The 18,886-nt window shown below is 62.2% G+C and carries 20 protein-coding genes; 4 read left to right on the top strand and 16 right to left on the bottom strand.

Going from position 1 to position 18,886, the window contains the following annotated elements; translation table 11 throughout:
- Positions 1–50: 50 nt before the first annotated feature.
- Both arfA and J3P92_RS03840 read left to right on the top strand, forming a co-directional pair.
- Entirely contained in the window at positions 51–215 is a 165-nt protein-coding gene (gene arfA, locus J3P92_RS03845) for an alternative ribosome rescue factor ArfA (RefSeq protein WP_030140368.1), read from the top strand.
- Between the two features lie 72 nt (positions 216–287).
- Positions 288–1,610, top strand: a complete 1,323-nt coding sequence (locus J3P92_RS03840) for a lytic murein transglycosylase (protein ID WP_434649939.1) — start codon at positions 288–290, stop codon at positions 1,608–1,610.
- Between the two features lie 112 nt (positions 1,611–1,722).
- On the opposite strand, the gene J3P92_RS03835 is transcribed toward J3P92_RS03840, so the two are convergent.
- The 13 genes from J3P92_RS03835 to J3P92_RS03775 form a co-directional block, all read right to left on the bottom strand.
- A complete protein-coding gene (locus J3P92_RS03835; RefSeq protein ID WP_434649937.1) occupies positions 1,723–2,661 on the bottom strand; it encodes a S66 peptidase family protein in 939 nt (312 codons plus the stop codon).
- Between the two features lie 693 nt (positions 2,662–3,354).
- Positions 3,355–4,377 carry a lipoyl synthase gene (gene lipA / locus J3P92_RS03830; RefSeq protein ID WP_014340371.1) on the bottom strand — a complete coding sequence of 341 codons (1,023 nt, stop codon included), beginning with the start codon at positions 4,375–4,377 and terminating at the stop codon, positions 3,355–3,357.
- Between the two features lies 1 nt (position 4,378).
- Complete coding sequence (gene lipB, locus J3P92_RS03825; RefSeq protein ID WP_434649935.1) at positions 4,379–5,026, bottom strand: lipoyl(octanoyl) transferase LipB; 648 nt, start codon at positions 5,024–5,026, stop codon at positions 4,379–4,381.
- Complete coding sequence (locus J3P92_RS03820) at positions 5,026–5,301, bottom strand: DUF493 domain-containing protein (protein ID WP_420767331.1); 276 nt, start codon at positions 5,299–5,301, stop codon at positions 5,026–5,028. The genes lipB and J3P92_RS03820 overlap by 1 nt, the downstream gene beginning before the upstream one ends.
- An 82-nt stretch (positions 5,302–5,383) precedes the next feature.
- Entirely contained in the window at positions 5,384–6,541 is a 1,158-nt protein-coding gene (locus J3P92_RS03815; RefSeq protein ID WP_420767332.1) for a D-alanyl-D-alanine carboxypeptidase family protein, read from the bottom strand.
- Positions 6,542–6,709: 168 nt separating this feature from the next.
- Positions 6,710–7,735, bottom strand: coding sequence for a septal ring lytic transglycosylase RlpA family protein (locus J3P92_RS03810; RefSeq protein WP_434711767.1), 1,026 nt, complete (start codon positions 7,733–7,735; stop codon positions 6,710–6,712).
- Positions 7,735–8,745 carry a lytic murein transglycosylase B gene (gene mltB / locus J3P92_RS03805; protein ID WP_420767334.1) on the bottom strand — a complete coding sequence of 337 codons (1,011 nt, stop codon included), beginning with the start codon at positions 8,743–8,745 and terminating at the stop codon, positions 7,735–7,737. The genes J3P92_RS03810 and mltB overlap by 1 nt, the downstream gene beginning before the upstream one ends.
- Before the next feature lie 17 nt (positions 8,746–8,762).
- The gene (gene rodA / locus J3P92_RS03800) at positions 8,763–9,866 is read right to left on the bottom strand and encodes a rod shape-determining protein RodA (protein WP_045157031.1); all 1,104 of its coding nucleotides are present in this window, start codon (positions 9,864–9,866) and stop codon (positions 8,763–8,765) included.
- A 31-nt stretch (positions 9,867–9,897) separates the two neighbouring features.
- The gene (gene mrdA, locus J3P92_RS03795; RefSeq protein ID WP_420767335.1) at positions 9,898–11,793 is read right to left on the bottom strand and encodes a penicillin-binding protein 2; all 1,896 of its coding nucleotides are present in this window, start codon (positions 11,791–11,793) and stop codon (positions 9,898–9,900) included.
- 10 nt (positions 11,794–11,803) lie between these two features.
- A complete protein-coding gene (rlmH, locus tag J3P92_RS03790) occupies positions 11,804–12,271 on the bottom strand; it encodes a 23S rRNA (pseudouridine(1915)-N(3))-methyltransferase RlmH (RefSeq protein WP_003185785.1) in 468 nt (155 codons plus the stop codon).
- Positions 12,272–12,280: 9 nt separating this feature from the next.
- On the bottom strand, positions 12,281–12,775 hold the full coding sequence (gene rsfS, locus J3P92_RS03785; RefSeq protein ID WP_420767336.1) for a ribosome silencing factor: 495 nt from the start codon (positions 12,773–12,775) through the stop codon (positions 12,281–12,283).
- A 71-nt stretch (positions 12,776–12,846) separates the two neighbouring features.
- A complete protein-coding gene (gene nadD, locus J3P92_RS03780; protein WP_434649933.1) occupies positions 12,847–13,518 on the bottom strand; it encodes a nicotinate-nucleotide adenylyltransferase in 672 nt (223 codons plus the stop codon).
- A 28-nt stretch (positions 13,519–13,546) separates the two neighbouring features.
- Positions 13,547–14,818: a glutamate-5-semialdehyde dehydrogenase gene (locus J3P92_RS03775; protein ID WP_434649931.1), complete on the bottom strand. Its 1,272-nt coding sequence runs from the start codon at positions 14,816–14,818 to the stop codon at positions 13,547–13,549.
- Between the two features lie 198 nt (positions 14,819–15,016).
- On the opposite strand from J3P92_RS03775, the gene J3P92_RS03770 reads away from it, so the two are divergent.
- Together J3P92_RS03770 and J3P92_RS03765 are read left to right on the top strand one after the other, a co-directional pair.
- Positions 15,017–15,697, top strand: a complete 681-nt coding sequence (locus J3P92_RS03770; protein ID WP_420767338.1) for a DNA-3-methyladenine glycosylase — start codon at positions 15,017–15,019, stop codon at positions 15,695–15,697.
- A gap of 45 nt (positions 15,698–15,742) precedes the next feature.
- Complete coding sequence (locus J3P92_RS03765; protein WP_434649929.1) at positions 15,743–17,059, top strand: bifunctional DedA family/phosphatase PAP2 family protein; 1,317 nt, start codon at positions 15,743–15,745, stop codon at positions 17,057–17,059.
- Positions 17,060–17,061: 2 nt separating this feature from the next.
- Here the strand turns inward: J3P92_RS03765 and J3P92_RS03760 are convergent, their stop codons facing one another.
- Genes J3P92_RS03760 through J3P92_RS03750 form a run of 3 tightly spaced genes read right to left on the bottom strand, consistent with a single transcriptional unit; the run spans position 17,062 to position 18,741 of the window.
- Positions 17,062–17,652: an LON peptidase substrate-binding domain-containing protein gene (locus tag J3P92_RS03760; protein ID WP_420767340.1), complete on the bottom strand. Its 591-nt coding sequence runs from the start codon at positions 17,650–17,652 to the stop codon at positions 17,062–17,064.
- A gap of 10 nt (positions 17,653–17,662) precedes the next feature.
- Entirely contained in the window at positions 17,663–18,379 is a 717-nt protein-coding gene (locus J3P92_RS03755; RefSeq protein WP_420767341.1) for an LrgB family protein, read from the bottom strand.
- Positions 18,376–18,741: a CidA/LrgA family protein gene (locus tag J3P92_RS03750; RefSeq protein ID WP_434609378.1), complete on the bottom strand. Its 366-nt coding sequence runs from the start codon at positions 18,739–18,741 to the stop codon at positions 18,376–18,378. The genes J3P92_RS03755 and J3P92_RS03750 overlap by 4 nt, the downstream gene beginning before the upstream one ends.
- Positions 18,742–18,886: the final 145 nt, after the last annotated feature.

The raw sequence follows: 18,886 nt of genomic DNA, 5'->3' as shown, positions 1-18,886 counted from the left end.
TCCTGTCCCATGATTTCCCCCCGCACAACCACCCCACGAGAGATCCAATCATGAGCAAAAAGCCATCAAGGCATGGCCCCAACAAAGCCAAGTCCATCGTCGCCCAACCCCTGTTCCGCAGCCGCCAGGAACGACCCGCCAAGGGCAAAGGCAGCTACCGCCGCGAAGCCTTCCAGTCTGACAACTGGGAGGCTTCTTGCTTTCTGGCGGCATGAAACACCTGGACAAGCCCTACAGCCCTTTCGCATGTTAAGGTCAGCACCTGATTTGATTTTCTGGACCCCTGAATGCCCTTCTGTCTTCCCCGTGGTTGGCCTTTGCGCCAATTGATTGCCGCCACAAGCGTTGTCCTGCTGGTGGCCTGTGCAGAGAAACCCACCGCCGCCGACGCCCAACCGCTCCAGACCGCTCCCGTCGTGACAGCGCCGGCTATCGTGCCGCCTGTCGTGCCTACCGGGGACGACCTGGCCATCGTGCCCACCCAGACCTTTGCCGAATGGCAAGCCGGGTTCCGCAAGCAGGCATTGGCCGCCGGGATTCGAGCCGACCTGTTCGACCGCGCCTTCATCGGCGTCAGTCCGGACATGAGCGTGATCAAGGCCGATCGCAGCCAACCTGAATTCACCCGGCCGGTGTGGGAATACCTCGACGGAGCGTTGTCGCCTCTGCGGGTACGCAAGGGCCAGGCGTTGGTCCAGCAGCACGCCGATATCCTGCAAAGCATCGAGCAACGCTATGGCGTCGATCGCGCCGCGTTGGTGGCGGTGTGGGGCATGGAGAGCAATTTCGGCCAGTTCCAGGGCACCAAGTCGGTCATCAACTCCTTGGCGACCCTGGCCTATGAAGGACGACGCCCAGGTTTTGCCCACGCACAACTGATCGCCGCGCTGCAGATCCTGCAACAGGGCGATATCACGCCAGAAAAAATGCTCGGCTCCTGGGCCGGCGCCATGGGCCAGACCCAGTTCATTCCAACCACCTACAACACCCATGCGGTGGACTTCGACGGCGACGGCCGCCGGGACATCTGGGGCAGCTCTACCGACGCCCTGGCCTCGACCGCGCATTACTTGCAAAACTCCGGATGGCAGCGCGGCCAGCCGTGGGGGTTCGAGGTGCGGCTGAAGGAAGGCTTCGACTATCCGCTGGCCGACGGCTTGATCCGCAAGCCCGTCGCCGAGTGGCTGCAACTGGGTGTAAGCCTGCCCAACGGCGCCCAGCCGCCGGCCGGCTCCGAACATTTGTCGGCAGCCCTGCTGTTGCCCGCGGGCTATCGCGGCCCGGCGTTCCTGGTGCTCGATAACTTCCGTGCAATTCTCAAATACAACAACTCGTCGTCCTATGCATTGGCGGTCAGCCTGCTGTCGGAGCGTTTCAGCGGCGCAGGGCTGATTGACGGCTCATGGCCAAAGGACGACTTGCCCCTGAGCCGCAGCGAACGCATCGAATTGCAGACCCTGCTGGGCAAACATAATTACGACGCTGGCAACCCCGACGGCATCATCGGCGCCAATACCCGCAAGGCGATCCGCAGCGCCCAGCAGTCGCTTGGCTGGCCGGCGGATGGGTATCCGACGCACAAATTGCTGGAAGCGTTGCGTAGCCGTTGAAGCCGCTTATGGCGGAGTATCGCCATCGCGAGCAGGCTCGCTCCCACAAGGTCCTTGGAAAGCCTGTGGGAGCGAGCCTGCTCGCGATGACTGATTTGCAAACGCTCAATAACTAGCGACTGACCACCACATCCTGCCCCAACACCAGCCTCTTCTCCCCCGCATCCAGCGTCACCAGCGCCCCCATGGGCAACGTCAGGTTCGGATCACAGTGCCCGCTGCGCCAACCCGACAACACCGGGATGCGCAACGGCGCGAAGGTCTGCTTGAACAAGCGATTCAACGCCTCGACGTCCACACCCGCCACGTCTCCCAACAGCACTCCTCGCAATTTGGCCAGGGTTCCCGCCAATCGCAGCTGGGTGAGCAGGCGATCGATGCGGTAAAGCGGCTCGTTGACGTCCTCCACCAGCAGGATCACCCCTTCGGCGTCGATTTCGTAGGGCGTGCCCATGGTCGCGGCAATCATCGACAGATTGCCCCCCAGCAAACGGCCGTGGGCGATGCCCGGTTCGACTGTGGTCAACGGATACGCTGCCGGATGGCTCAACACGTCACCGGCCTTCAATTGCCCGCGTAGCAGGCTGAAGAATGAGGTAATGGTCGATGGCTCCTTGTCGCCCAACAGGTCGGCATTGAGCAAGGGGCCGTGGAAGGTGACGAAGCCTGCGTAGCGGCTGATGGCCAGGTGCAGGGCTGTGATGTCGCTGTAACCTACGAATGGCTTGGGGTTGCCTTTCAAGAGGTTGAAGTCGATGCGATCGAGTAGACGCGGGGTGCCGTAGCCGCCGCGCAGGCAGATGATGGCTTTGACTTCTGGATCGGCGAAGGCGGCGTGGAGGTCGTTGAGGCGTGTTTCGTCGCTGCCGGCGAGGTAGCCGTTCGTTTCGTAGACGCCTGGGAAGATGCGCAGTTCGTGGCCCCTTGCGCGCATCCATTGGATCGCTTTCTCCGTATCCAGGGGGGCGGGGCCGGCGGGGGCGATCACGCCGACCAGGCCTTCGGGTGGGAGGGCTGGGACGGGGTGATGTGGGGTTAGGGTGTGGACCATGGGTTTTCCGATTTTTAAATCGTGTGAATATCCGTTTCTGCGGTAACGGCGGCTTATGGTTCCGCTCTTACAGCGGGTCACTTTTGGAAAGAGCGCCAAAAGTAACCAAAAACGCTCCGCCCCACCACTCGGCACCTCGCCTAGGCTCGGCGTACCCTCACTCCGGCATTGCTCCGTGGGCCCGCCGCGAAGGGCCATCCATGGCCCAGCGCGGCTATCCCGGCATCCATGCCGGGATACCCACTGCGCAATGCCTGCGTTCGGCCAGCGTGGTTTAACGGGGCGCCAAGATCAAGATCAAGATCAAGGTCCAAAGCAAGAGCGACACAAAATTCATATGCGCCGCAAACTCCTGTGGGAGCGAGCTTGCTCGCGATGAGGCCGGCACATTCGGCATAACCGCAAACTGACACATCGCTATCGCAAGCAAGCCCCCCACAGAAGAAACGCGCTCACCAAAAAACAGGTCGGCCTAAAGGCCGCCTCGCTTTTGCTTTTGCTTTTGATCTGAAACGCCCCGTTAACCACGATGCCTTCGTTCAGGCATGCCGAGCCTAGGCGAGGCACCGAGTGGTGGGGCAAAGCCTTTTTGGTTACTTTTTTGGCGTCTGAAAAAAGTAACCCGCCGTAAGGGCGGAACCATAAGCCGCCATCACACAATAACGGATCTACACACCACCCAAAGCTAAAAGATCAGGACCCCAGAAGCTCAGCCTTGACCAATTTGGCCTGCTCATCAGCATGATACGAAGAACGCACCAAAGGCCCCGAGGCCACATTCTTGAAGCCCATCTTGTACCCCTCCTCAGCAAACCAGGCAAAGGTATCCGGGTGCACAAAACGCTGCACCGGCAAGTGGCTGCGCGAAGGTTGCAGGTACTGCCCCAAGGTCAACATGTCGATGTCATGCTCACGCATGCGCTTCATGACTTCGATGACTTCCTCATCGGTCTCACCCAGGCCCAGCATCAAGCCGGACTTGGTCGGAATATGCGGCATCATTTGCTTGAAGCGTTGCAGCAGGGTCAACGACCACTGGTAATCCGAACCCGGACGCGCGGCCTTGTACAGGCGCGGCACGGTTTCCAGGTTGTGGTTGAACACATCCGGCGGCTCGGCGGCGGTGATTTCCAGGGCGATGTCCATGCGGCCGCGGTAGTCCGGCACCAGGGTTTCCAGTTGGACATTCGGCGACAGCTTGCGGATTTCGCGGATGCAGTCGGCAAAGTGCTGGGCACCGCCGTCACGCAGGTCGTCGCGGTCCACCGAGGTGATGACCACGTACTTGAGCTTCAGGTCAGCGATGGCGATGGCCAGGCTTTCCGGCTCGTTGGTGTCCAATGGCTTCGGACGGCCGTGGCCGACGTCACAGAACGGGCAGCGACGGGTGCAGATGTCGCCCATGATCATGAACGTCGCGGTGCCGCCGGAGAAGCATTCGCCCAGGTTCGGGCAGGAGGCTTCTTCGCAGACGCTGTGCAGCTTGTGCTTGCGCAGCAGCGCCTTGATGCGGTCGACTTCCGGAGAGACCGGGATGCGCACGCGGATCCAGTCGGGCTTCTTCGGCAATTCGGTGGTCGGGATGATCTTGACCGGGATGCGTGCAACCTTCTCGGCGCCGCGCAGCTTGACGCCGGCCTCTACCTTGGCACGCGGGGCCGGACGCTCGGTGACGTCCAGCGTCGGGATCATGGTTTGCACTGCATCAGTAGTCATATCAGTCGATTCCGCCCGTGAGGGTCGTCTGCTCAGCATAGTCGAGGTGTTTGACGAGCTGCGCGCGCAGCCGGGCATTTACCTCGGCAAATTCAATCGATCCTGTGTGATCGCGCAGCTGGGTCATCGCCAGCCCTGCGTAGCCACAGGGATTAATCCGTCGAAACGGCTCAAGATTCATGTCCACGTTCAACGCCAGGCCGTGAAACGAACAGCCATGGCGGATCCGCAGCCCAAGGGAGGCGATCTTCGCCCCGTCGACGTACACGCCCGGCGCATCGGGCTTTGCCGCCGCGCTTACGCCGTAGCTGGCGAGCAAATCGATCAGGCACGTTTCCATGCGGGTGACCAGCTCGCGTACACCGAATCCCAGCTTGCGCACATCCAGCAACAGATAGGCGACCAGTTGGCCGGGCCCATGGTAAGTCACCTGCCCGCCCCGGTCGACCTTCACCACCGGGATGTCGCCGGGCAACAACAAGTGCTCGGCCTTGCCCGCCTGGCCCTGGGTGAACACCGGTGGGTGCTCGACCAGCCAGACTTCATCGTCGGCGGTGGTACCGCGTTCGTTCGTGAAGCGTTGCATGGCATGCCAGACCGGCTCGTAAGCCATCGTGCCCAGCTCGCGAAAGCCCAGCGTGCCCGGCATCACAACACCATGTGCACGAAACCGGTCGCTCGCAGCTCGCTGTTGATGTCGTAGAGCTGTTCCTGGCCGGTGGCAATGATATGCAGCTGGATGGTCGTGTACTTGCCGTTGGTACTCTGGCGCTCGGCCAGCGTCTTGAGGTCAACGGTGGCGTGCTTCTCAAGGATCGCGACGATCTTGTCCTTGAAGCCCACACCGGTGTCGCCGATTACTTTGATCGGGTAGTCCTCGCAAGGAAACTCGATCTTTGGCGCCTTTACTTCGGAGTCTGTCATGGCGTAACGGCCTCGCAAGCCGTGGTAACGAACATGGCCCCGTGCCGGAAAGGAACGGGGCCATGCAGGTCAACACTTGAAATCAGTTGAACAAGCCGTAGAAGAATAGACGGATGCTATCCCACATGCGGCGGAAAATACCACCTTCCTCGACCGCATCCAGCGCGATCAGGTCGGCGCTGTGCACCACTTTGTCGTCCAGTTTGACTTCGACCTTGCCGATGACGTCACCCTTGGCGATCGGCGCGGTCAGTTGCGGGTTCATGGTCATGCTGGCGGCGAGCTTCTTGAGCTGGCCTTTAGGCAAGGTCATGGTCAGGTCCTGGGCCAGGCCGGCCTTGACCTGGTTGGTGGCGCCTTTCCAGACCTGGGCCTGGGCCAGTTCGGTGCCCTTCTGGTAGAAGGTCTGGGTTTCGAAGAAGCGGAAACCATAGGTCAGCAGCTTCTGGGTCTCGGCGGCGCGGGCCACTTCGCTGTTGGTGCCGAACACCACGGCGATCAGGCGCATGCCGTCACGAACGGCCGACGACACCATGCAGTAACCCGCTTCCTCGGTGTGGCCGGTCTTCAGACCGTCGACAGTCTTGTCGCGCCACAGCAGCAGGTTGCGGTTGGGCTGCTTGATGCCATTCCAGAAGAACTCTTTCTGGGAATAGATGGCGTAGTGCGCCGGGTCTTCATGAATGATGGCCCGCGCCAGGATCGCCATGTCGTGAGCCGACGAATAATGCTCCGGGTTCGGCAGACCGGTCGGGTTCATGAAGTGACTGTTGGTCATGCCCAGGTCGGCCACGGTCTTGTTCATCATGTCGGCGAATGCGTCTTCGCTGCCGGCGATGTGCTCGGCCAGGGCGACGCTGGCGTCGTTGCCGGACTGGATGATGATCCCGTGCAGCAGGTCGCTGACGGTCACTTGCGAACCGACCTTGATGAACATCCGCGAACCGCCGGTGCGCCAGGCGTTCTCGCTGACGGTCACCGGATCGTTTTCACCGATCTGGCCACGACGGATTTCCAGCGTGGCGATGTAGGCCGTCATCAGCTTGGTCAGGCTGGCCGGTGGCAGGCGCTGGTCACCGTTGTTCTCCACCAGCACCTCGCCGCTGCTGGCATCCATGAGCACAAAGGATTTGGCGGCCAATTGAGGCGGCGCCGGCATCATCTCGACCGCGAACGCGGCCGGTGAGAGAAGCAGCGGGACTAGCAGGCAAAGGCGTTTGGCAAAGGTGGTGATGTTCATCCGTCTCTCGAAATCGCTAATGGAAACTGCCCGGAGGCAATACTAAACAGGCAGCTTTCTAACGGGCCGCCGCGCACTTAAGTTGCTCACTCACAACCCTTGCCGGGCTTTTGTTATTCATCGAGCCAACAACCTGACCCGCCCAAACCACAAGCGGGCCTCAATCAATTATTCAGCGGTGACCAGGCTCGGCGAACCGAGATTGGCCAGGCGCACGCTGTTCTGTACCTGCTGGACCTCACCCGGAGAACCGATCGGCCCCAGGCGCACCCGATGCAGTGTCTGCTGGTTGCGCACGATCGAGCTGATGAACACCGGTGCGCTGACCATCGAGCTCAGCTTCGATCTCAACAGCTCTGCAGCGTCCGGGTTGGCGAACGCGCCCACTTGAAGATACTGGCCAGACGCTGTTGCAGAAGCGTTTTTTTTTGCGTCGATCTGCACGGGCACCACGGCCGCCGCATGCTGCTGCGGCGGTGGGGTCCATTGCTCGACCGTGCCGGTGGAAGCCGTCACGGTTGGCGCGGCATTCTGCGCTACTTTTGGCTCGTTGAGCATCAAAGGCGCCGGACGGCCGCGCTGGGCCCACCATTCCTGCGGATCGATGCCCTCGACTTTTACCCGCGCGGTGCCAGTTTCAGCGTAACCGAGCTTTTTCGCCGCCGCATACGACAAGTCGATGATGCGATCGGAATAGAACGGCCCACGATCGTTGACACGCAGGATCACCGTCTTGTTGTTGTCCAGGTTGGTCACCCGCACATAACTGGGCAGTGGCAAGGTCTTGTGGGCCGCGCTCATGCCATAGAGATCGTAGACCTCGCCATTGGCGGTGTTCTGGCCGTGGAACTTGGTGCCGTACCAGGACGCCGTGCCCGAGGCGACGTAGCGCTTGGATTCAGCCATCGGGAAATAGGTCTTGCCCAGCACTGTATACGGGTTGGCCTTGTAGGGGCCGGTGTGCAGGGTCGGCGTCGCGTCGGGAATGCGCGAGACATCCACGTCCCACCACGGCGCGCCGTCCTTGTGGGCCCGGTTGATGTCCAGGCCTGGGGTGGCGCGCACGACGCTGGGGCTTTTCTGGGTGGGTGCGCGGCTGGTCGAACAACTGACAACCAGTAACGACAGTGCCGCCAATGCCACCAGCTTGAGGGGCCTGGCTTTCAGGGGTTGATAGGTAGGCAATGCCTGCATTATTTGACGCCCCGTGCTTTGACCAGCTCTTCAGACAGTTGATATACAGCCATGGCGTACATCACGCTGCGGTTATAACGCGTAATCGCGTAGAAATTCTTCAGGCCCATCCAATATTCAGGGCCCTGCTCGCCTTCCAGGCGCATCGCGGTGACGGACATATCGTCACGCAGCGCATCATGACTCGACCAGCCCAGCGCTCGCAACTCCCCGACGGTTTTCGTCGGCTCGATCCCTTCGGTCAAGCCCTCGTCAACCTGCTCGCCGCGCACGTCGGCACGGCTGACCACCGGCTCGCCGGCTTCCCAGCCGTGGCGCTTGAAATAACTGGCAACGCTACCGATCGCATCGGTCGGGTTGGTCCAGATATTGATGTGGCCATCACCGTCGAAATCCACCGCGTAGGCGCGGAAACTGCTGGGCATGAATTGCGGCAGGCCCATGGCTCCGGCGTAGGAACCCTTGAGAGTCAGCGGATCGACCTGCTCTTCGCGGGCCAACAGCAGAAACTCGCGCAGCTCCTTGCGGAAGAACTCGGCGCGCGGCGGATAATCGAAGCCCAGGGTCGACAATGCGTCGATGACCCGGAAATTGCCGGTGTTGCGGCCAAAGAAAGTTTCAACGCCAATGATCGACACGATGACCTGGGCCGGCACGCCATATTCCTGCTCGGCGCGAGCCAGGGCCGCCTCGTGCTGACGCCAGAAGTCCACGCCCCGGGCGATACGCGCCTCGGTGATGAACATCGGCCGGTACTCGCTCCACTGCTTGACGCGCTCGGCGGGCCGGGAGATCGCATCGAGGATCGACTGCTTGCGCTCGGCCTCGCGGAACACCCCCATCAGCTGCTCGCCGGCAAACCCGTAGTCGCGGGTCATCTCACCGACGAATTCGGCCACTTGCGGCGAGCCTTCGTATTCGCCCGCCAAGGCATGCGGCGCACAGCCCAGTAAGCCGACCAGGCCGACCCACGGCGCATATCGCGTCGACCAGCCACGCATTGCTTGCATTGAACTCTTCACCTTATTCAAACCTGCGCGATCCATTTGCGATGCGTATGAATCGACATCAAAACCCCAAACGCTGACAGTAGCGTCACCAGCGAAGTTCCTCCGTAGCTAATGAATGGCAACGGCACCCCCACGACCGGCAACAGGCCACTGACCATACCGATGTTGACGAAAACATAAACAAAAAAAGTCATGGTCAGGCTGCCAGCAAGCAATTTGCCGAACAGGGTCTGGGCCTGGGCGGTGATCACCAGGCCTCGCCCGATCAGCAGCAGATAGATCAGCAGCAGCACGCAGATGCCTACCAGGCCGAACTCCTCGCCCATCACGGCAATGATGAAGTCGGTGTGGCTTTCCGGCAAAAAGTCCAGGTGCGACTGGGTGCCCATCAGCCAACCCTTGCCGAACACCCCACCGGAACCGATGGCGGCCTTGGACTGGATGATGTTCCAGCCGGTGCCCAGCGGATCGCTTTCCGGGTCGAGGAATGTCAGGACGCGTTGCTTCTGGTAGTCGTGCATCACGAAATACCACATGGCCACCGACACCGGCACGGCAGCGGCGATCACGCTGAGGATCCAGCGCCAGCGCAACCCGCCCATGAACAGCACGAACGCGCCGCCGGCCAGGATCAGCAGCGAAGTGCCCAGGTCCGGCTGGCGCACGATCAGGATGAACGGGATACCGATCAGCAACAGGCTGATACATACATGCTTGAGTTGCGGCGGCAACGAGCGTTTGGCCAGGTACCAGGCAATGGTCGCCGGCATGATGATCTTGAGAAATTCCGAGGGCTGGAAACGGATCACCCCGGGGATGTTGATCCAGCGGGTGGCGCCCATGGCGTTATGACCCATGATGTCCACCACCACCAGCAACCCCACGCCGACCACATAGGCCAGTGGCACCCAGCGCGCCATGAAGCGTGGTTCGAGTTGGGCGATGACGATCATCGACACCAGGCCGATGCCGAACGAGGTGGCCTGCTTGGCCAGCAGGTCCCAATTCTTGCCGCTGGCTGAATAAAGTACGAACAGGCTGCCGGCCGCCAGTGTCAGCAGCAGGATCAGCAGCGGACCGTCGATGTGCATGCGCTGCAGCAACGTGGCGCGACGGCGCATCACATCTTCGCTGGAGAGGATGCGGTCGAAATTATTCTTCACGGGCCGTAGCCTCCGCGCTGATCGGGCTTGCGAATTCGGGCTTGAGCTGGCCGTGCTCATCCAGCAGCCAGGCGTCCATGACCTGGCGCACCACCGGCGCGGCGACACCAGAACCGGACTCACCGTTCTCGACCATTACCGAGACGACGATCTTCGGGTTATCGGCCGGCGCGAAACCGACGAACAAGGCGTGGTCGCGGTGGCGCTCCTGGACCTTGGAGCGGTCGTACTTCTCACCCTGCTTGATGGCCACGACCTGGGCGGTCCCGCTCTTGCCGGCGATCCGGTATTGCGCACCGATGGAAGCCTTGCGCGCCGTGCCCCGGGCACCGTGCATTACCTGTTGCATGCCGATGTTGACCTTCTGCCAGTCCGATGGATTGCGCAGGATGATGTCCGGCACCGGGTCCGGATCCACGGGCTTCTGGCCCTCGATGGTCTTGGCCAGGTGCGGGCGATACCACTTGCCCTTGCTCGCCACCAGAGCCGTGGCCTGGGCCAGTTGCAACGGCGTGGCCTGCATGTAGCCCTGGCCGATCCCCAGGATCAAGGTTTCGCCCGGGAACCAGGCCTGTCGGCGGGTCGCGCGCTTCCACTCCCGAGACGGCATCAGGCCCGGCGATTCTTCGAACATGTCCAGGGAGACTTTCTGGCCGAGACCGAACTTGTTCATGTAGGACGACAACCGATCGATCCCCAGCTTGTGGGCCAGGTCATAGAAGTAGGTATCGTTGGAGCGCATGATCGCCGTTTCCAGGTCCACGTAGCCGTCACCGGTGCGGTTCCAGTTGCGGTACTTGTGGTCGTAGTTCGGCAGTTGGTAATAACCGGGGTCATAGACCCGGCTCGATGCAGTGACCACGCCGGCATCCAGCCCGGCGATCGCCACGGCCGGCTTGATGGTCGACCCCGGCGGATACAGGCCGCGCAGCACGCGGTTGAACAGCGGCCGGTCGATGGAATCGCGCAGCTCGGCGTAGGCCTTGAAGCTGATGCCGGTGACGAACAGGTTCGGGTCGAAGCTTGGCTGGCTGACCATCGCCAGGACTTCGCCGGTGCTGGGGTCCAACGCGACCACGGCGCCACGCCGTCCGCCCAGCGCCGCTTCGGCGGCTTCCTGCAACTTGATGTCCAGGCTCAGGACGATGTCCTTGCCAGGAATCGGGTCGGTGCGCTTGAGCACCCGCAACACCCGGCCTCGGGCGTTGGTCTCGACTTCCTCGTATCCCACCTGGCCGTGCAGCTCGGCCTCGTAGAAACGCTCGATACCGGTCTTGCCGATATGGTGGGTGCCGCTGTAGTTGACCGGATCGAGGGTCTTGAGCTCTTTCTCGTTGATCCGTCCCATGTAGCCGACCGAGTGGGCAAAGTGCGGCCCTTGCGGATAATGCCGCACCAACTGCGCCACCACCTCGACGCCGGGCAGGCGGAACTGGTTCACCGCGATCAGCGCGATCTGCTCTTCGGTCAGCTCGAACATGATCGGCACCGGCTCGAAGGGGCGCCGGCCCTGGCGCATGCGCTTCTCGAAAATCGCCCGGTCCTCAGGTGTCAACTGCAGTACCTCGACGATCACGTCGAGGACTTTTTGCCAGTCGCCAGAGCGCTCGCGGGTCATGCTCAGGCTGAAGCTGGGCCGGTTATCGGCCACCACCACGCCATTGCGGTCGAAAATCAGCCCTCGGGTCGGCGGAATCGGCTGTACGTGGACGCGGTTGCTCTCCGAGAGGGTCGAGTGATACTCGTACTGGATGACCTGGAGGAAATACAGCCGCGCGATCAGCACGCCGATCAGCGTGACCACGGCGATAGCCCCGAACACGACGCGGCCCCGCACCAGACGGGCGTCTTTTTCGTGGTCCTTGATGCGGATCGGCTGAGGCATGAGGGCAGGATTACTTGTGATAAGGGTGCCCGGACAAGACTGTCCAGGCACGGTACAACTGTTCACCGATCAGGATCCGCACCAGTGGGTGCGGCAACGTCAGGGGCGACAACGACCAGCGCTGATCGGCCCGCGCACAGACTTCAGGCGCCAGCCCTTCCGGGCCACCGACCATGAAATTGACCGTGCGCGAATCCAATCGCCAGCGATCGAGCTCCACCGCCAGTTGCTCGGTGCTCCAGGGCTTGCCGTGGACTTCGAGCGTGACGATCCGCTCGTTCGGCCCGACCTTGGCCAGCATGGCTTCGCCTTCCTGGCGGATGAAACGCGCCACGTCAGCGTTCTTGCCACGGGTATTGAGCGGAATTTCCACCAGTTCCAGGGCCAGCTCGGACGGAAGACGCTTGGCATATTCATGCCAGCCTTCTTCCACCCACTTGGGCATGCGAGAACCGACGGCGATCAGGCGCAGTCGCACAGCGATCCCTTATTGCTGGTCTTTGTTGAGCTTGGTGAAGTGCTCATGGGAGTTTTCCGGGCTGTGGTGCGCGGCACTGGCCGAACGGCTCTGCTCGGCGCCTGCCCACAGGCGTTCCAGGTCGTAGAACTGGCGCGCCGACGCGGTCATCATGTGAACGATGACATCGTCCATGTCCAGCAGCACCCAGTCGCTTTCGCCCTTGCCTTCTTCGCCCAACGGCTTGGCGCCTTGCTTTTTGACTTCTTCGCGAACTTTTTCCAGCATCGCATTGATCTGGCGATTGGAGGTACCGGTGGCGATGATCATGTAGTCGGTGATGCTCTGCTTCTCGCGAACGTCGATCACCTGGATGTCCTGGGCCTTGACGTCTTCCAGGGCCGCCACGGCCACCTTGACCAGCTCTTCGCCGGTCAGCGCCACGCCGGCGTGTGCTTCTACCGGCAGCGGGGCGCTCTTGAAGGTGCCCTTGCGCTTAACTTTGTTCAGGTCTTTGTCAGTCATAGAAAACTCGTTTTGCTCATGTGTTCGGGTGCTCGGTACACGTGGATTCGTGTCGGCGGAGCACGCCTTGTTCAGTTCGACGCACGGTACAGCCCGTGCGCATCGATGTAGGCCAGGACCGCGTCGGGCACCAGGAAACGTACCGACTTACCGCTGGCCAGCAGTTGACGGATCTGGGTGGCGGATACCGCGAGCGGCGTCTGCCAGACGAATGCAATCTGTCCGCTCGGCCCCTTGAGGGCCAGCGGGTCGCTCACCGAGCGCGCCGCCAGCAGGTTGCGCAAGGCATCCGGCGGTTCGCTGTCGGCATCCGGGCGTTGCAGCACCAGGATGTGGCAATGCTGGAGCAACTCTTCCCAGCGATGCCAAGTGGGCAGGCCGCAAAAAGCGTCCCAGCCCAGAAGCAGAAAAACCTGGGCATCGGTGGCCAGTTCGGCACGCATCAGCTCCAGGGTATCAATGGTGTAGGACGGTTTGTCCCGCTGCAATTCGCGGGCATCCACCACCAACGGCGCCACGCCGGCCACCGCGCACTCGACCATCGCCAGGCGATCCCGGGCCGACACCTGCGGCGTGTCCCGATGAGGCGGCCGGGCGCTGGGCGTCAGGCGCAACTCATCGAGGGCCAGCCCGTCGGCGACTTCCAGCGCACCGCGCAGATGGCCGATGTGCACCGGGTCGAATGTGCCACCCAGGATACCAATGCGCTTTGGCGCGATCGCCGTCACAACGGGCATCGTCATAGAGGCCAGTGGGTCGAGGTCGCCCAAGTCAGGCCGGCTCCTGTCCGCGCAACTGGCCGTCACCGACCACGATGTACTTCTCGCAGGTCAGGCCTTCGAGGCCCACCGGACCGCGGGCGTGCAGCTTATCAGTAGAAATGCCGATCTCGGCACCCAATCCGTATTCAAAGCCATCGGCGAAGCAGGTCGGGGTGTTGATCATCACCGAAGCAGAGTCCACTTGCGCCACGAAACTCCGGGTTTCGCCCTGGAGTTCGCTGACGATGGCGTCGGTGTGATGGGAGCCATGACGGTTGATATGCTCGATCGCCTGGTCGAGCCCATCGACCACGCGGATCGACAGGATCGGCGCCAAGTATTCGGTATCCCAGTCTTCTTCCGTGGCCGCAATGGCCTCGATGATTGCCCGCGTGCGCTCGCAACCACGCAGCTCGACGCCTTTTTCGCGGAACTGGGCAGCCATCGACGGCAGGAAATCCTTGGCTACGGCCTGGTCCACCAGCAGGGTTTCCATCGCACCGCAGATGCCATAACGATAAGTCTTGGCGTTGAAGGCAATGCGCTGGGCCTTCGGCAATTCGGCGTGGGCGCTGACGTAGACATGGCAGATGCCGTCCAGGTGCTTGATCACCGGCACGCGGGCGTCGCGACTGACGCGCTCGATCAGGCCCTTGCCGCCGCGGGGCACGATGACGTCCACAAACCCGGGCATGGTGATCAGCGCCCCGACCGCGGCGCGATCGGTGGTTTCCACCACTTGCACGACGGCGGCCGGCAGGTTGGCTTCGGCCAGGCCACGCTGGATGCAGGCGGCAATGGCGCGGTTGGAATGGATCGCCTCGGAACCGCCACGTAGGATGGTCGCGTTACCGGACTTCAGGCACAGGCTCGCGGCGTCGATGGTCACGTTCGGCCGCGACTCGTAGATGATCCCGACCACGCCCAGGGGCACGCGCATCTTGCCGACCTGGATACCCGATGGCCGATAGCTCATGTCGCGGATCGCCCCGACCGGGTCCGGCAGTGCCGCGACCTGGCGCAGACCGACGATCATGCCGTCGATGCGCGCCGGTGTCAGCGCCAGGCGTTCGAGCATGGCCGGCTCCAGACCATTGGCCCGGCCAGCGGCCAGGTCCAGCTCATTGGCGGCGGACAACTCGGCGCGAGACGCGTCCAGCGCGTTGGCGGCGGCCTGCAAGGCGCGGTTTTTCTGCGCGGTGCTGGCACGGCCGATGACGCGCGACGCTTCGCGGGCGGCGCGACCCAGGCGGGTCATGTAGTCAAGAACGGACTCAGTCATGGTCTGTGTGGTCTTGGCAAAGAGGAAAGCGGCAGATTATAGCTGTCGTAACCCTCGACTAACAGCATGGACTCACAGCGGTGACCGGCGGAGGCGCAAAACAGCCATCGAACGCGAATGTTTCCGTGAATGTTCAGCGGTAATTAAGCTTTCCATTGTTATCATCGCGCTACTTTTGGCCTTACTTCGTCCATCGACATGACCGAATCGCCTTCCGTACCCATCGCTTTGCCACACGCTTTTTTTGATCGCGACGCCCAGGTGCTCGCCCGGGACCTGCTGGGCAAGGTCATTCGGCACAAGGTCGGCAGCCTGTGGCTCAGTGCGCGGATCATCGAGACCGAAGCCTATTACTTCGCCGAGAAAGGCAGCCACGCCTCCCTGGGCTACACGGAAAAGCGCAGGGCGTTGTTTCTCGATGGCGGCCACATCTATATGTATTACGCCCGGGGCGGCGATTCTCTGAATTTCAGTGCGCAAGGCCCGGGTAATGCGGTGTTGATCAAGTCTGCGTATCCCTGGGTGGATGCCATCAGCGGCCCGGACAGCCTGGCGCGGATGCTCCTCAACAACCCCGACGCCCAAGGCCGACCACGCGCGCCACAAAAGCTGTGTGCCGGCCAGACCTTGCTGTGCAAGGCCCTGGGCCTGAAAGTGCCGGACTGGGACGCCAAACGCTTCGACCCTGAACGGCTGCTGGTGGAAGATGTGGGCGTGCCGACGGTGAATGTGATCCAGACCACTCGCCTGGGCATTCCACTGGGACGAGACGAACACCTGCCCTACCGCTTCGTCGATGCCGCCTACGCGCAATGGTGTACCCGCAACCCGCTGCGGCGCGGACAGGTCGAGGGCCGGGATTATGTTTTGCTGTCCTGAACACAACGCCGTGCATGCCCATCAATATTCAATGGAGTTGTCTTTATGGGCCAATGGCTCGATAGCATTACCGGCTGGCTGACCGTCAACCCACAATGGCTGGCGGTGGCGGTGTTTGTCGTCGCTTGCGTTGAATGCCTGGCCATTGCCGGGTTGATTGTGCCGGGCACGGTGTTGTTGTTCGCCATCGCGGTGCTGGCCGGCAGTGGGGCGTTGTCCCTGGGCGAAACCTTACTGCTGGGCCTTCTCGGCGGATTGCTGGGGGATCTGGTTTCGTACTTTCTCGGACGGCATTTCCACCAGAACATCCGGCGCCTGCCGGGGCTGCGACAACATCCGGAATGGATGAGCGCAGCGGAAAGCTATTTCCAGCGCTACGGTATCGCCAGCCTGTTGGTGGGGCGTTTCATCGGCCCGCTGAGGCCGATGCTGCCGATGGTGGCCGGGATGTGCGACATGCCGTTCCCACGCTTCGCGGTCGTCAGCGTGGTGGCGGCGGCAGGCTGGACCGTTGCCTACCTGCTTCCCGGCTGGGCCACCGGAGCGGCGTTCCGCCTGCCACTGCCCGAAGGCTTCTGGCCACAAGCCGCCGTCGTCATCGGCAGCATCGCGGTGATGCTCGGCCTGAGCGTCAACAGCAGCCTGCGTCGTCACCGTCATGCCTCGGCAATCATCGCGGGTGTTGGCCTGGCCATCCTGATCGGCCTGTTCACTGGTTTTCGCTACCTGACGGCTTTCGACCAGGGCCTGATTGCCCTGGTCCAGGAACATCGCAGCGCAACGCTGGATGAAATCGCCGTGACCTTCACGCTGATCGGCGAATTCCGCTACATGCTGATCTTCAGCGCCCTGGTTACCGGACTGTTGTTATTGGGACGCCAATGGCGCCAGGCAATCTTTGCCGGGGGCACGATGCTGCTCACGGCCCTGGCCAACACCGGCTCCAAACTGTTTTTCGCCCGCGTGCGCCCTGAGATCCTGAGCGAACCGTTGACCAGCTACAGCATGCCCAGCGGCCATGCTTCTGGCGCATTCGCGCTGTTCCTGACCCTCGCCGTGCTGGCCGGCCGGGGACAGCCGCCGCGCCTGCGCTTGACCTGGCTGCTGCTAGGCGCATTGCCGGCCCTGGCCATCGCCCTGTCGCGGGTGTATCTCGGGGCGCATTGGCCGAGCGACATCGTTGCCGGCGCCATGCTCGCCGCCACCGTCTGCGCCGCCGTCCTGTGGCTGACCCAGCGCCAGGAACCGCTGCGCGCCATGTCGCCAAGAGTCTGGTGGCTGGTCCTGCCGGCGCTGTTGGCGGCCTTCAGCTTCTTCGCCCTGCGGCACCTGCCGCATGCGATGTTGCGGTATGCCTATTGATGTCAGGCAAACAGTTCGCCCTGTAATTCATCCAACAGCGCTTGGATCGCATCCAGCCGCTGTTGCGGGTCGTCAAGTTGCAGGAGGTCGATCTTGTCCAGTTCATTGAACGGCAGCAGATAGGCCAGCTGATTGGCGAGGGACTGTTGGCCCTTGGCTTCGGTGCCCATGTTCAGCGCCTCGACCATCGGGTGTTCGGCGAGGGCCTTGAGCAGCGCCACCAGGTCGGCATCTTCATCTTGCAACGGTTGTTCCGGCTCGTCCTCCAGCCACTCGACCTGCGCCACGGTGAGCTGATCCGCCTGGACGCTGGTGCTGTGCACCAGGAAACGCCGTGCGCCTTGCACGCGGATCCCCAGCAAACCGTTTTCCTGCTGGGAAAAATCGGTGATCAGCGCTTCACACCCGACCCGCGCGTAGCCATCGGGCGCAATGCCGACTTCCTCGCCATCGAGGATGCACACCACGCCAAAACCTTCGCCTTTTTTCATGCAGCGCCCGATCATGTCGAGGTAACGCGCCTCGAAGATTTGCAGATCAAGAGTGCAACCGGGGAACAACACAGTGTTCAACGGGAACAGCGGCAAGCTCATAACCCATTCCTTAAACAGTCATCGACACCACCAGCGGCAGCAGCACCGCCGTGGCCACGCCCATCAAACTCATCGCCAGGGCCGCGAAGGCGCCGGTCTCCTCGCTTTCCTGCAACGCCACCGAGGTGCCCACCGCGTGGGCGGTCAGGCCCAGGGCCATGCCCCGCGCTTCAGGGCTGTGGACACCCAATCGGGTCAAAATACTCGGCCCCAGGATCGCCCCCAGCACACCGGTGATCAGCACGAATACCGCCGCCATGGCCGCCACGCCGCCAATCTGCTCGGCCACCAGCATGGCGATCGGCGACGTCACCGACTTGGGTGCCATCGTCATGAGGATCATGTGCTCGGCGCCAAACGCCCAGCCCAGCACCACCGCGGAACCGGTGGCGAACACCCCGCCTACCACCAGCGTAGTAAAAATCGGCCAGAACAATTGGCGGATTCGCCGCAGGTTCAAGTACAACGGCACCGCCAGGGCCACGGTTGCCGGCCCCAGCAGAATGCTCAGGATCTCGGTGCTCTTGCGATACTCGGCGTAACTGATGCCGCAGCCCACCAGCACGGCGATCAACACCAGCATCGACATCAATACCGGCTGAAGAAACACCCAGCGAGTCTTCTCGAACGCCGCCAGCACCAATTGATAGGCGCCCAGGGTAATGCCGATGCCGAACAGCGGGTGATGGATGACCGAGGTCCAGGCGCCTTGCCAATCGAACATCATGGGGCGTCCTCCGGCTCGACACTGTGGCGCCGGGCCAGGCGCTGCATCATCACGCCCGTCAACGCCACCGAAAGGACCAACGACAACATCAGCGCACCGACAATCGCCCAGAAATCGGCGGCGATCGCCCGGGCATATACCATCACCCCAACCGCCGGCGGCACCAGCAGCAACGGCAGGTAGCGCAACAGGCTGCTGGCGGCCAGGTTCAACGGCTCGCTGACTTCGCCGCGAGTGATCAGGTAGCCCAGCATCAGCAGCAGGCCAACGATCGGCCCCGGCAGGATCGGCAGGAACAAATGGTTGATGGCAGTGCCCAGCAATTGGAACAGCACCAGCCAGGTCAGGCCCCGTAGCAACATCCGCTCTTTCCCCCGCAACACGTGTTCAAAGAATGCGCCGGCATTATAAGCACGCCCACGCTATGGTTCGGCATTCGTAAAAAGCATGGTCGATGACCTTCCCGGTCGGCCATGTTGATCTACAGTGGTTCTCGGGGGCGCAGAC

The organism is Pseudomonas sp. D3-27, from assembly GCF_051132165.1.
GTDB lineage: Bacteria > Pseudomonadota > Gammaproteobacteria > Pseudomonadales > Pseudomonadaceae > Aquipseudomonas.
This window is presented reverse-complemented; position numbering and strand designations above follow the sequence as displayed.

Coding starts and splice junctions, on each gene's coding strand:
- arfA (WP_030140368.1), top strand. CDS start 51: ATGAGCAAAAAGCCATCAAGGCATGGCCCCAACAAAGCCAAGTCCATC.
- J3P92_RS03840 (WP_434649939.1), top strand. CDS start 288: ATGCCCTTCTGTCTTCCCCGTGGTTGGCCTTTGCGCCAATTGATTGCC.
- J3P92_RS03835 (WP_434649937.1), bottom strand. CDS start 2,661: ATGGTCCACACCCTAACCCCACATCACCCCGTCCCAGCCCTCCCACCC.
- lipA (WP_014340371.1), bottom strand. CDS start 4,377: ATGACTACTGATGCAGTGCAAACCATGATCCCGACGCTGGACGTCACC.
- lipB (WP_434649935.1), bottom strand. CDS start 5,026: ATGCCGGGCACGCTGGGCTTTCGCGAGCTGGGCACGATGGCTTACGAG.
- J3P92_RS03820 (WP_420767331.1), bottom strand. CDS start 5,301: ATGACAGACTCCGAAGTAAAGGCGCCAAAGATCGAGTTTCCTTGCGAG.
- J3P92_RS03815 (WP_420767332.1), bottom strand. CDS start 6,541: ATGAACATCACCACCTTTGCCAAACGCCTTTGCCTGCTAGTCCCGCTG.
- J3P92_RS03810 (WP_434711767.1), bottom strand. CDS start 7,735: ATGCAGGCATTGCCTACCTATCAACCCCTGAAAGCCAGGCCCCTCAAG.
- mltB (WP_420767334.1), bottom strand. CDS start 8,745: ATGCAAGCAATGCGTGGCTGGTCGACGCGATATGCGCCGTGGGTCGGC.
- rodA (WP_045157031.1), bottom strand. CDS start 9,866: ATGCGCCGTCGCGCCACGTTGCTGCAGCGCATGCACATCGACGGTCCG.
- mrdA (WP_420767335.1), bottom strand. CDS start 11,793: ATGCCTCAGCCGATCCGCATCAAGGACCACGAAAAAGACGCCCGTCTG.
- rsfS (WP_420767336.1), bottom strand. CDS start 12,775: ATGACTGACAAAGACCTGAACAAAGTTAAGCGCAAGGGCACCTTCAAG.
- nadD (WP_434649933.1), bottom strand. CDS start 13,518: ATGACGATGCCCGTTGTGACGGCGATCGCGCCAAAGCGCATTGGTATC.
- J3P92_RS03775 (WP_434649931.1), bottom strand. CDS start 14,818: ATGACTGAGTCCGTTCTTGACTACATGACCCGCCTGGGTCGCGCCGCC.
- J3P92_RS03770 (WP_420767338.1), top strand. CDS start 15,017: ATGACCGAATCGCCTTCCGTACCCATCGCTTTGCCACACGCTTTTTTT.
- J3P92_RS03765 (WP_434649929.1), top strand. CDS start 15,743: ATGGGCCAATGGCTCGATAGCATTACCGGCTGGCTGACCGTCAACCCA.
- J3P92_RS03760 (WP_420767340.1), bottom strand. CDS start 17,652: ATGAGCTTGCCGCTGTTCCCGTTGAACACTGTGTTGTTCCCCGGTTGC.
- J3P92_RS03755 (WP_420767341.1), bottom strand. CDS start 18,379: ATGATGTTCGATTGGCAAGGCGCCTGGACCTCGGTCATCCATCACCCG.
- J3P92_RS03750 (WP_434609378.1), bottom strand. CDS start 18,741: ATGTTGCTACGGGGCCTGACCTGGCTGGTGCTGTTCCAATTGCTGGGC.